The 12,701-nt window shown below is 35.8% G+C and carries 12 protein-coding genes; 8 read left to right on the forward strand and 4 right to left on the reverse strand.

Features of this window, described 5'->3' with window-relative positions:
• Window position 1 precedes the first annotated feature (1 nt).
• Window positions 2-961: an NAD(P)-binding domain-containing protein gene (locus tag CMCT_RS04630; protein ID WP_034967043.1), complete on the reverse strand. Its 960-nt coding sequence runs from the start codon at window positions 959-961 to the stop codon at window positions 2-4.
• A gap of 127 nt (window positions 962-1,088) precedes the next feature.
• Here CMCT_RS04630 and CMCT_RS04635 point away from each other — a divergent pair, with 127 nt between their 5' ends.
• Complete coding sequence (locus CMCT_RS04635; RefSeq protein ID WP_034967040.1) at window positions 1,089-2,894, forward strand: autotransporter outer membrane beta-barrel domain-containing protein; 1,806 nt, start codon at window positions 1,089-1,091, stop codon at window positions 2,892-2,894.
• A 50-nt stretch (window positions 2,895-2,944) separates the two neighbouring features.
• On the opposite strand, the gene CMCT_RS04640 is transcribed toward CMCT_RS04635, so the two are convergent.
• Window positions 2,945-4,282, reverse strand: coding sequence for a class II 3-deoxy-7-phosphoheptulonate synthase (locus CMCT_RS04640; protein ID WP_034967038.1), 1,338 nt, complete (start codon window positions 4,280-4,282; stop codon window positions 2,945-2,947).
• Between the two features lie 109 nt (window positions 4,283-4,391).
• On the opposite strand from CMCT_RS04640, the gene rarD (CMCT_RS04645) reads away from it, so the two are divergent.
• The 7 genes from rarD (CMCT_RS04645) (at window position 4,392) to CMCT_RS04675 (ending at window position 11,113) form a co-directional block, all read left to right on the forward strand.
• Window positions 4,392-5,285, forward strand: coding sequence for an EamA family transporter RarD (rarD, locus tag CMCT_RS04645; RefSeq protein ID WP_034967035.1), 894 nt, complete (start codon window positions 4,392-4,394; stop codon window positions 5,283-5,285).
• A complete protein-coding gene (rarD, locus tag CMCT_RS04650; protein WP_034967033.1) occupies window positions 5,272-6,153 on the forward strand; it encodes an EamA family transporter RarD in 882 nt (293 codons plus the stop codon). Before rarD (CMCT_RS04645) ends, rarD (CMCT_RS04650) begins: the two co-directional genes overlap by 14 nt.
• A complete protein-coding gene (locus CMCT_RS04655) occupies window positions 6,146-6,604 on the forward strand; it encodes a hypothetical protein (RefSeq protein ID WP_051654814.1) in 459 nt (152 codons plus the stop codon). Before rarD (CMCT_RS04650) ends, CMCT_RS04655 begins: the two co-directional genes overlap by 8 nt.
• 74 nt (window positions 6,605-6,678) lie before the next feature.
• Entirely contained in the window at window positions 6,679-8,175 is a 1,497-nt protein-coding gene (locus tag CMCT_RS04660; protein ID WP_034967030.1) for a C69 family dipeptidase, read from the forward strand.
• Window positions 8,176-8,258: 83 nt separating this feature from the next.
• Complete coding sequence (locus CMCT_RS04665; protein ID WP_034967026.1) at window positions 8,259-8,468, forward strand: DUF4492 domain-containing protein; 210 nt, start codon at window positions 8,259-8,261, stop codon at window positions 8,466-8,468.
• A gap of 4 nt (window positions 8,469-8,472) precedes the next feature.
• Complete coding sequence (locus CMCT_RS04670) at window positions 8,473-10,002, forward strand: cytochrome ubiquinol oxidase subunit I (RefSeq protein ID WP_034967024.1); 1,530 nt, start codon at window positions 8,473-8,475, stop codon at window positions 10,000-10,002.
• The gene (locus CMCT_RS04675; protein WP_034967021.1) at window positions 9,995-11,113 is read left to right on the forward strand and encodes a cytochrome d ubiquinol oxidase subunit II; all 1,119 of its coding nucleotides are present in this window, start codon (window positions 9,995-9,997) and stop codon (window positions 11,111-11,113) included. Before CMCT_RS04670 ends, CMCT_RS04675 begins: the two co-directional genes overlap by 8 nt.
• Before the next feature lie 169 nt (window positions 11,114-11,282).
• Here the strand turns inward: CMCT_RS04675 and lpxD are convergent, their stop codons facing one another.
• Window positions 11,283-12,236, reverse strand: coding sequence for a UDP-3-O-(3-hydroxymyristoyl)glucosamine N-acyltransferase (lpxD, locus tag CMCT_RS04680; protein WP_034967018.1), 954 nt, complete (start codon window positions 12,234-12,236; stop codon window positions 11,283-11,285).
• Between the two features lies 1 nt (window position 12,237).
• Window positions 12,238-12,699 (reverse strand): acetolactate synthase small subunit, encoded by a 462-nt coding sequence (gene ilvN, locus CMCT_RS04685; RefSeq protein WP_169752483.1) that lies wholly within the window; start codon window positions 12,697-12,699, stop codon window positions 12,238-12,240.
• Window positions 12,700-12,701 lie beyond the last annotated feature (2 nt).

A 12,701-nucleotide genomic window follows, 5' to 3' on the forward strand; every position in this document is an offset into this window, starting at 1 on the left:
GCTATCCTCGTTTTTCTAAAATATCTTTTACAACTTGGTGTGCGTGATTTAACGCAACGACGATAGAACCACCATTTTTAAGTACGAGATCTCCGCCGATGTAAAGCCCTTTTATGTTGCTTTCGTAGTTTTCGTTTACTTCAGGATTTCCCTTGTCGTCTGTTTTTATGCCACATTTTTGTAAAAAATCAACAGGACTTGAGCCGCCTATGGCATAAACTACACGGTCATAAACGCGAATTTTACCGTTATTGTATTGGACTCTAACGCGTCCAGATTCGTTTTCTAGCTCGACTATATCGTGATTTAAGCGAACTTTGATCTTATCGTTTTGCTCTAACGCCCAAAGTGCCTCTTTGTTTGTTTCATTTACCCTAGAGAAGCTATCTTTTCTATATGCGATTGTGGTTTTGTTGTATTGACAAAGTTCGATAGCATACTCAACAGCTGAATTTCCGCCACCAACTACTAAAATCTTTTCTTTGCTTGAGCAGTTGTTTAGATTGAAATTTACAACCTCATTTAAAGATGGCGGAATTTTATAATCAGGCTTATTTGGTCTACCCATTTTGCCGATTGCTATCATTACATTTTTTGCTGTATATGTACCCTTGGCAGTTACTACGCTGAAATTTCCATCATCGTTTTTCTTGACATTTTCAACTTCACAGTTAAACTGCACTTCGATTTTGCCGTCATCAAGAAGCTTGTCAAAAAAATCAAGAGTGCTCTCTTTTGTGCCGTCTTCAAACGCCACTATGCCGTGAATTGTGCTATCTTGCCCTTTATACTCTTTATCGACACGCTTATTATCTTTGTAAAATTTTCTAATAGTTTGGTTGTGATTATCTCCCTTTTCTATCATTAAAACATTTACAAGACCTGCTGTTTTTGCTTCAACTACGGCACCGATACCGCAAGGTCCGCCACCGATTACTACTAAATCATAAATTTTTGACATAAATGCCTCCAAAATTTTCTATACAATTAAGTCTATCAAAAACAATATTAAAACCAAAGAAATTTAATAATTTTATTTTGTTTAAAATTATGATATAATACTAGATTTTAAATTTCTAGGAGATTAAATGAAAATTTCAAAAACAGCATGTATTTTAATATTAGGCGCTACTTTTGCAACAAATGCGGTGGCTTATAAAAATCTTAGCGATGTTAGAACTGCTTACTACTATACAAGAACACAATATCCAAATTTCCCAAATCTACAAGGCGATGGACTTAAAGCTCTAATTGGAACAGCAAGAGAATATATAATATTGTTATCTGTTAACAACCCAAGTCCACAAAATGAGGATGATAGAATTTTTATATCTACAAGCTTAAAAAGTAATTATAGTCAAATAACGGAGGGTTTTAAGCTTGCAAAAGAATGGCTATTAAATGAATCTGATAGAGATAAATCTCAAATAAATATTGATGAGATAAGAAACTGGCTAGACAATCAAGGAATCAATACTCTTGAAAAATTTAAAAATTTTACATTGGAGCAGTTAAAAAACAAAGAACAACTAGAAAAAGATTTAGATAGTGCTTTGATTGATTTTAGAAAAAAGCTATCAGATAATCTAAATAAATATAAAGATGAATTAGAAAAGATAGTAATAGAAAAAGAAAAAGCAAGTGCTGCTGACCTAGATACATATAAAAAGGCTTTAGAAAGTACAAAAGACGCGATAGTAAGTATCGCAAAAGAGATGAACCAAGAAAATAAAGCCGATATGAGCCTAATAATATCAAAAGATAAAGAGTTGTCTAATGGTGATATTATAAAGGCTATATTAGACGTGGACGCATATAAATTTGAAGGACTAGATGGGATAAAAAAGCTAGCCTCTAAAGAAGACGAGTCTATATCGCAAGTCGTGAGTAATTTTGGTCAAAACAGTGTTATAAGCACTATACAAATCGGTTCTGAGCTAAATACCGCGACACGTCTTGCAAAGCTGTCAAATCCATATAATGAAAATTTAGCTCTAGCTTATGCTATTTCAAATTTAAAAAATGAAAATTTTGCAGACAATGATGGCTATGCTTTAAGCTCATTGGTTAGAGAATACACAAATAGATTTAACTACGACAACAACTTATGGGCTACGATAAATGGTGCAAAAGGCAACATTAAAGATGGAGCAAACCCTAGTGTCTATGGATTTACTTTAGGTTATGATAAAGCATTTGATGATTTTATATTTGGTGGATTTGTCACATACGCTAAATCAAAAGCAAAAAATGAGATAATAAACAACAAGGCAGACAACTATCAACTTGGTGTTTATTCAAGGTCGTATATCAAAAACTATGAAATAGACTTTAAATTCTCTACTGGTATAGCAAAAAATAAAAATGAAAGAAATACAATCTTAGCAAATAGAGTAATCGTAAATGATTCAAAATACAACTCATACTTTAACTCTTTGGATATCAACTATGGATATGTAGCAAAACTAGATAGCATGGAGGGATTATTTTTTAAACCATCTATTGGTTTAAATTTTAGTCATATAAAAAGTAATAGTTTTAGAGAAAATGGTGAACTAGCTGTAAAATACAATGCTACAACATCAAAGGCGTTAAGTCTAAGAGTGTCTGGCGAGATAAGAAAATACCTAGAAAACGGTAGCTATTTTTATGTAACTCCTGGAATAGAAAAAGAAATTTATAAAAATGCAAACAATAGCGTTGTAACTTTTATAGGTTCAAACAATGACATTATATTTTCAGCAAGAGATAGGAAATCAACATTTTTAACACTACAAACTGGTGCTGATTTTACTATCACAAAATCGCTTAGTGCTAATGCAAATTTTGGCGTAAAAGCCTCAGCACAAGAAAAATACTGCAATGGAACTCTTGGCATAAAATATAAATTTTAGATATTTTTTAAGGTTTGAGTTAAACTCAAGCCTTAAAATCTAGTTCGATATCAAGCCTTTTTTAAAAAATCAGCCACCATAAATGCAAGCTCAAGTGCCTGATCAGCATTTAGTCTTGGGTCACACTGCGTTTCATAACGATCTTTTAGGCTTTGTTCTGTTACATTAAACGCACCGCCAGTGCACTCTGTAACATCTTGTCCAGTCATCTCAAGATGTATGCCTCCTGGATACACGCCTTCGCTTCTTGAAATTTCAAAAAAGCTCTTAACTTCACTTAAAATTTTATCAAATTCACGAGTTTTGTACTGGGCTACGCTAGTTGTGTTGCCGTGCATTGGGTCTATACTATAAACCATCTTTAACCCCTCGCGCTTAACATCACGAAGCAGGTTTGGCAGTCTATCATTTATCTTATCAGCTCCCATTCTTATGATTATATTTAGGCGTCCAGCTTCATTTTCTGGATTTAGTTTAGCTGACAAATTTATAATGTCATCTGCTGTCGCGTTTGGTCCTATTTTTACACCTATTGGGTTTTTTACTCCACTTAAAAAATGCACGTGAGCGTCATCTATACCGCGCGTTCTCTCGCCTATCCAAAGCATATGAGCCGAGCAGTCATACCACTCGCCACTTAGGCTATCCTCTCTAGTCATAGCCTCTTCATAAGGAAGCAACAACGCTTCATGAGATGTGTAAAATGATGTTTGGCTTATGGCTGGAGTGTTTTCAGATGTCATACCACAAGCCTCCATAAACGCCAAAGTCTTAGTCAAGCTATCTGTTAGCTGGGTATATTTCTCATCTATCTCAGCACGTTTTGTAAAGCCTAAATTCCACTTATGTATCTGATGTAAATCAGCCAAACCGCCACGCGAAAATGCACGAAGCAAGTTCATGGTAGAAGCCGACCGATAGTACGCTTCTATCATACGTTTTGGATCTGGCACACGTGCTGATTGACTAAATTCAAAACCATTTATAATATCGCCTCTATAACTAGGTAGTTTTACACCATTTACTTCTTCAAAGTCTGAGCTTCTAGGTTTTGCAAACTGCCCTGCTAGACGTCCTACTTTTACTATCGGACAGCCTCCAGCATAGGTTAAAACTATTGCCATTTGAAGTATGACTTTAAACATATCCCTGATATTGTTTGCGTTAAAATTTGCAAAGCTTTCAGCACAATCCCCACCTTGAAGCAAAAACGCCTTACCTTCACAAACCTTAGCAAGTTCTGCCTTTAAATTTCTAGCCTCTCCTGCAAAAACAAGTGGTGGAAAACCTTTTAATTTTTCTTCAATATTTTTTAGTTCGTCTTTATCTAAATATTTTGGTTGCTGAAGTATGTTGTAATTTCTCCAGCTATCCCTACTCCAAGCCATTTTTATCCTTATTGTTTAAATTTAAGCTCTGATTATAGCATTAAAAAGCTAAATTTTAAACAACTTAAATTATAATTAGCAACTTTAAAATTTAAAAAAGGTAGAGAGATTGGATTTAAAAAACGAACGCACAAAAGGCTTTTTGTATGCACTTTTTGCCTTTTTCTTTTGGGGTAGCTTCTCGCCATTTTTTAAACTTTATGGCACTGATATTAGTTCGTATGAAATTTTAATTCATCGCATTATTTGGTCGGTTGTATTTTTAGCGATTGTGCTCTATTTTTTTGGCGGTTTTGCTAGTGTGGTTCAAATTTTAAGGCATAAAAAGATAAGAAACGCTCTTTTAACAAGTGGTTTTTTAATAAGTCTAAACTGGTGGACTTACGTTTTAGCCGTAAGTAGCGGACAAATTTTAGAGGCTGGACTTGGTCAGTTTTTAACTCCGCTTATTAGTATGATGCTTGGTGCTTTAATATTTAAAGAAAAGCTAAGTGGTGTTGCAAAATTTGCGATATTTATCGTGTTTTTAGCAGTTCTTTTGCAAGTTTATGCGCTTGGAAATTTTCCAGTCGTAGCACTTATGCTTGGCTTGTCGTTTGCGTTTTATGGAGTGATTAGAAAGAGAGTTAAAGTGCCTGGTATAGCTGCTATTTTTGTTGAAACGCTACTTTTGTTGCCGTTGTGTTTTGGGTATTTTTTGTATCTATTTTTTGCAAATCAGAGCCACTTTAACGCCGATTTAAACGGATTTTTGATGATAGCTTCAGGTGTAATAACAGTCGTTCCGCTAATCATTTATAATATGGCTACGGCTCGTGTAGATCTTAGCATTTTAGGCTTTATGCAATATATCATACCAACGATGTCTGTAGGGTTTGGGATATATTTTGGCGAAGAGCTTGGGGTGCTAAAATTTTGCTCGTTTGCACTTATTTGGTTTGCAATCGTGCTAGTTAGCGTGGATGGAATTTTAAGAAAAAGAGGTAAAAATGCTACAAAATGAGAGCCAAAAGGGATTTTTATACGCATTTTTGGCATTTTTTAGCTGGGGTGTTTTATTTCCCATATTTTTTAGCCTGTATGATGGTGTTGGCTCGTATGAAATTTTAGCCCACCGCATTATTTGGTCGGCAATTTTTATGGCGATATTTTTATCATTTAGCTCAAAGCTTAAAGAAACTATTTTGATTTTAAAGCAAAAACGCATAAGAAATGCTCTTTTATTAAGCGGTTTTTTAATAAGTCTAAACTGGTGGATATACGTCTATGCCGTAGGCAACGGGCAAATTTTAGAGGCTAGTCTTGGGTATTTTATAAATCCACTTATGAATATGCTTCTTGGTGCTGTTGTGCTAAAAGAGCGTTTAAATTTTGTCGGCAAAATAGCCGTCAGTATCGTTGCCCTTGCTGTTTTATTTCAAATTTACACCATTGGCTCACTACCGTTAATAGCCATATTTTTACCGCTATCGTTTGCTATTTACGCACTCGTTAGAAAAAAGGTTAAAGTCCCTGCTATGCAAGGGCTTTTTATAGAAACGCTTCTTGTGTTTCCGTTTGCTGTTTTGTATTTTGTATTTATAAATTTTAATGCCACTAGCCATTTTGTCCTTAGTTTAAATGGCTTACTTATGGTGCTTTCAGGGCTTATAACTATATTTCCACTTGTAGCATTTAATGCCGCTACCACAAGGATTAGCCTAACTTCGCTTGGCTTTATGCAGTGTCTTAGCCCTACCCTTTCAGCGTGTGTGGCAGTTATTTTGTTTAACGAAGTATTAAGCCTAAATAGAGCAGTATCCTTTGGGCTAATTTGGTTGGCTATTGGTATTGTTAGTTTTGATTTGATAATAAGGAGAAAAAATGGATGATAATATATCGTTTGCTATGTTTATAGCTTGTTCTGTGGCTCTTGCACTTTATATGCAAATTCAGAGGCTTACAAAAAATATAGACGCAAATGAGGCAAATGAAAAGCCCTCAAATACACGCTATAAAATTTCACAGCAAGAGAATAAGAGTGCTAAATACATAGCCTTTTGCGATATCATAGATGAAAAGATTAGAGAGCTTAGGGCTATGGCTGATGATATGGCTATTGATGGCAAAAAAGATGAATTTTTAGAAAATTTAAGTCAGATAAGCAAAAAGCTAACTTTTGTGCAAACTATGAATACGAACTCTGATACGACCAAATGGGAGGCTGAACTATTTGAAATTTTAGAGCGTATAGAAAATTTAGTAAGCCTAAATTTAAAAGATGGCGAAAGTATAAACTCAAAACTAAGAGATAGCTTAAGAGATGAGTTTAAAAATCTGTGAAATTTTAGTTTTTATATTAATTTAAAACTTTAAGTTATATCATTTCTCTAACACTTTTTAGTAGGAGGAATGATATGAGAAAAACTAAGTTGGTGGCTATATCAGCCGTTTTGTCTGCAGTTTTAAGCACCTCTGCATTTTCTTGCACTACTATTTTAGTAGGCGAAGAGGCATCATCAGACGGATCGCTACTAATTGCTAGAAGTGCCGATAGTAAGGCTACTAAGGCACAACTATTTTTAATACACCCAGAAAAGCACAATCAAACGGGCATTCATAGCTCAAAGGCACACCAAGGTGCAAATGATTTTACCTATCCGCTACCAAAATACTCTATGCGTTATACGACCGTGCCAAACTGGCAAACCAAACTACACGGAGCAGTTGGTTATAATGACGCAGGTGTTGGCATAAGTGGCACAGAAACCATATATGCAAAAGATGAGCTTTTAAAAATAGATCCATACAATGAAGAAAAAGGCATAACAGAAGATGACATCCCAGACGTTCTTTTGCCTAGAATGAAAAGTGCTAAAGAGGGCGTAATGCTACTTGGAGAGATTATAGAGACAATAGGTGCAGGAGAGGGATTTGGTGTAGCGTTTGTTGATAAGGATGAGCTTTGGTATCTTGAAACGGGCACAGGTCATCAGTGGATAGCGGTAAAAATTCCAAAAGACGTCTACTTTTCATCAGGAAATCAGGGTCGCTTACGCGAATATGAACCAAATAATCCAAATTTTCTAGCTTCAAAAAACCTAATAGAATTTGCCATAAAAAATGGCACATACGATCTTAGTAAAGACGGAAAATTTGACTTTAAAAAGGCATATACTAGAGATGATGAAAGGGATGTGGCATATAATTACCCTAGAGTTTGGTGGGTTCAAAAGATGTTTAACCCAAGTTTAAAACAAGAAGTAAAAGACGGAAGTAACTTTCCTGTGTATCTAAAACCAGAGAAAAAGCTAAGTGTAGATGATTTAAAGGCGGCGATGAGATCTCACTATGACGGCACAAAATACGATCCATACGTAAATCAAGGTACAGGAGATAATATTTACCGAACTATCAGCGTCTTTAGAACATATGAGTCGCACGTTATGCAGGTTCGTCCGTGGCTACCACAAGAGATAGGTAGGGTTTCATACGTGGCGATTGGCATGGCTGATTTGAGCGTTTATTTGCCGTATTACTATGGCATAGATGGCTTTATTGACGGATATGATAAAGGCACAAATAAGGCTGATGATGAGTCTATTTACTGGGTATATAGGAAGCTTCAGACGCTTGTTATGACAGATTATAATAAATACTCGCCAATAGTTAAAAAAGCTTATGCTGATTTTGAGGCAAAATTAGCCATAAAACAAGTTCAAATGGAAAAAGAGTATGTCATTTTTTATAAAACTGACAAGAAAAAAGCAAATAAATTGCTAAATGATTTTTCAAAAAATACTATGAGCGAGGCAAAAGAGCTAACCAAAAAGCTAACAAATGAAATTTTTACCCAACTTACTGATGATATAGATACCAAATTTAAGCAACTTAATAAAGGTAAAAAAGACTAATCATTTTATCCCCTTACTTTAAAAGGGGATAAAAATTTTTAAAAAATATAAAAATTTTAGTGAAAATGTAATATAATCTACAAATGTTTAAGAGTATTTTAGAATTTTATTTAACTGGTTTTAGAAATATGAAGCTTGGCAGAACGCTGTGGCTGATTATTTTTGTTAAGCTTTTTATTATGTTTTTTGTCATAAAAATGCTTTTTTTTAGCGAAAATATGAGTAAAAAATTTAAAACAGATGCTGAAAAAACAAATTTTGTATATGAAAATTTAATCAAAAATAAGGAGTAAAGATATGGCTGAACTAGCCTCGGTAGATTGGTCAAGGGCGCAGTTTGCACTCACGGCTATATATCACTTTTTGTTCGTTCCACTTACGTTGGGACTTAGTTTTATAATCGCTATAATGGAGAGTATATACGTCAAAACTGGTAACCAGCAGTGGCGAGATATAACGAAATTTTGGCTCAAGCTTTTTGGTATAAATTTTGCCATTGGCGTTGCAACTGGAATTATTATGGAGTTTGAGTTTGGCACAAACTGGGCAAATTATAGCTGGTTTGTGGGCGATATTTTTGGTGCACCACTTGCGATTGAGGGGTTGCTGGCATTTTTTCTTGAAAGCACATTTTTTGCTATTATGTTTTTTGGCTGGGATAAGGTTAGTAAGAAATTTCACCTTATATCAACCTGGCTTGTGGCGATAGGCTCAAACCTTTCTGCGATGTGGATACTAATAGCAAATGGCTGGATGCAGTATCCTATCGGTATGCAGTTTAATCCAGATACCGCAAGAATGGAGATGCAAAATTTCTTTGAAGTGGCTCTTAGCCCGGTTGGAATGATAAAATTTCTACACACCGTCACTAGTGGATATACCATCTCTGCGCTTTTTGTTATAGGAATTTCAGCTTGGTTTATGCTAAAAGGCAGACATCTTGTTATGGCCAAAAAATCAATCATCGTAGCAGCTAGTTTTGGTTTAGTAACATCTGTATTTTTACTATTTAGCGGAGATGAGAGTGCGTATCAAGCTACAAGAACTCAACCTATGAAACTTGCAGCGATGGAGGGACTTTACAAGGGCGATACAAGGCAGGGGCTTATAGCTGTGGGTATACTTGATCCTAGTAAAAAACCTGGAGATGAAAAAGATCCATTTTTGGTTGATATCGAAGTGCCTTATATGCTTTCACTGCTTGGAAAACGCGATATAAACGGCTTTGTAGCTGGTATTGACGATCTGCTTTATGGCAACGAAAAATACGGCATGGAGAGCGTAGCAAGTAAAATGCAAAAGGGTAAACTAGCTATACAAGCCTTGGCTGATTATAAAGCTGCAAAAACAGCCAAAGACACCGCAGCTATGGCTAATGCAAAGCAAATTTTAGACCAAAATATGAAATTTTTAGGATATGGATACCTTGATAAACCAGAAGACGCTGTACCACCTGTGGCTACGACATTTTATAGTTTTCACGTTATGGTCGCACTTGGTAGCTATTTTATAGCGTTATTTTTTGTGCTTACTTATCTTTGTATGGCAAATAATATTGAAAATTTCAAAAAGTTACTTTGGCTGTGTGTATTTAGTATACCGCTTGGTTATATTGCAGCTGAGGCTGGTTGGATAGTGGCTGAAGTTGGTCGTCAGCCGTGGGTTATACAAGATCTTATGACGGTTGGCGTTGGTGCAACAAATCTAGCTGATACAAATGTCAAAATTTCATTTACTCTATTTGCGTTGCTATTTACAGCACTGCTTATAGCTGAAGTGAAGATTATGCTTAAACAGATAAAGATAGGATTTGAACAGAATGCTTAGTTTAGAATTTTTACACATTTATTGGTGGTTTATAGTTAGTTTACTTGGCGGACTTTTGGTGTTTATGATGTTTGTTCAAGGTGGTCAGACGCTTATATTTTCGCTTGGAAAGAGCGAGATACAAAAAGATATGATTATAAATTCTATCGGTAGAAAATGGGAGCTTACCTTTACCACTCTTGTTATGTTTGGCGGAGCTTGTTTTGCTGCGTTTCCGCTATTTTATGCTACGAGTTTTGGTGGGGCTTACTGGGTTTGGCTTGCGATTTTGTTCTGTTTTATTATCCAAGCTGTAAGCTATGAGTACCGCAAAAAACCAGATAATTTTTTGGGCGAAAAGACCTATGAAATTTTCCTTTTTATCAATGGCTCTTTAGGGGTTATTTTAATAGGTATGGCTGTTAGCACATTTTTTGCTGGTAGTGATTTTAGTCTCAATGAGCATAATTTTGTTAAGTGGGGAAGTGCTTTTAGAGGGCTTGAAGCTCTGGGTAATCCTATGCTATACCTGCTTGGTTTTGCGATGTTTTTTCTTGCTCGTATGGGAGGTTCGCTATATCTTATAAATAACATAGACGATGATGAACTAAGACAAAATGCACGCAAGGCATTAGTGAAAAATACGATAGCATTTTTGCCGTTTTTTCTTGCATTTTTAGCCTGGGTACTTACAAAAGATGGCTTTGGTTATGATGAAAATGGAATTGTAAGTATGACTGAGTATAAATACGCATTAAATTTAATCCAAATGCCAGTGGTTGCGTTAGCTGTGGTACTTGGTGTTTTGCTTGTACTATTTGGTGTATTTAAGGGCGCTTTTACATCTAGTATTTATGGTATTATTTATTTTGGTGTTGGCGTGGTGCTTGTTGTTACCTCTTTATTTTTAATAACTGGGCTAAATCAGACAGCATTCTACCCATCTTTTAGCGACCTTCAGAGCTCTCTTACGATAAAAACCGCGAGTTCAAGCCACTACACACTAAATGTTATGTTTTATATTAGCTTTTTAGTGCCTGTGATCTTAGGCTATATTTTTGTCGTGTGGCGTGCGATAGATAGTCGCAAGATAACTAAAGATGAGATCAAAAATGATCATCACGCATATTAGGAGTGAAGTATGGCATCGGCTTTAATATTTTTATTTCTTTGGATTTTATCTCTTTATTTGGGATATAAATTTGTATTTTTAAATATAAATCAGATTGAAAAATATCCAGAGAGATATTTTGATTTAGATCAAAAATAAATTTAAGATGGCTTTGTGCCATCTTAAAATTTTACTTCTTTTTAAAAAATCTCATAATCTTTGCTTGAAATTTAAAGTATTCTCCAAGCTCCATTATCGGATACGTACCAGCATATTTTTTAGAACCTTCAAGATCTTTACTAACCCCGCCACGAGCTGCGATCTGAGCAAAATCTCCAACACTAACGTGTCCTGCTGAGCCACTTTGACCACCCATTACGACGTTTCGTCCAAGCTTTGTAGAGCCTGCAAGTCCTGCTTGTGATACTATGATACAACCCTGCCCTAATTCGCAGTTGTGTCCAATTTGAACCAAGTTATCAATCTTTGTGCCACGCTTTATAATAGTGCTTTCAAAAACACCTCTATCGATAGTAGTACAAGAGCCGATCTCAACGTTATCTTCAAGCACGACATTGCCGTTGTGATAAATTTTAACGTGTTCGCCAAGCTTTGTATGAGCGTAGCCAAAGCCGTCTGAGCCGATGACGCAGTTGGCGTTTAGGTGGCAGTTGTCGCCGATGACGCAGTCGTTATACACAACTACGTTTGGGTGGATTATGCAGTTTTTGCCAACTTTTACATTGTCACCTAAAAAAGCTCCGTGCATAATCACACTATTTTCTCCAACACTCACGCCCTGCCCTATGTATACGTTTGGCATTATTTTTGCGGTTTGTGATATGTTTTGGGGTTTTGTCTGGCAAAATAGCGGTTTTGCAAAAATTTCACTTAAAATCGCAAACGCTAAATGCGGATTTTCACACTCTAAAACCACGCAACCACTAGGTGCTAGTGCACTAAATTCGCTAGTTAAAAGTATGGCACTAGCCTTTGTGTCAGATATGAATTTGGCGTTTTTTTCTCCATCACAATATGTTAACTCATTTTTACCCGCGTTATTAAGAGAATTTAGAGCCAAAATTTCTAAATCCTCTCCACTAAATTTTGCACCTATTTTTGCTGAAATTTCACTAAGTTTCATATTACATATCCATTAATACAGATCCGCCACGTACGATATCTGTTGGGTTAAATTTTTTGATAGCTTTTAAGAAATTTTCGATTCTGTTTGTATCATCGCACACCATAACGATTATGCTGTTTTCGTTTGTGTTTGTCACACTGCCGTTGTAGGCGTTTAGTATCGCGTCAAGTCCGGCAAAATTTTCAGATAGTGGAATTTTTACAAGTGCCATCTCTTTTTCGACAAACTCGCCACTTTCGATAACTTTATATGTTGGGATAAGTTTGTGAAGCTGTTTTACTATCTGCTCTAGCACACGCTCATCTCCGCTTGTGATTATGCTAAGGCGTGAAAATTTGCTCTCAGGAATTGGTGCGACAGTTAGCGTGTCGATGTTGTATCCACGCCCAGCAAACAGCCCAGCAATACGTGCTAAAACGCCGTGTTCGTTTAATACGATGACTGATATTACTCTTCTAATGC

It is taken from the genome of Campylobacter mucosalis (assembly GCF_013372205.1).
In the GTDB taxonomy this organism is placed as follows: domain Bacteria; phylum Campylobacterota; class Campylobacteria; order Campylobacterales; family Campylobacteraceae; genus Campylobacter_A; species Campylobacter_A mucosalis.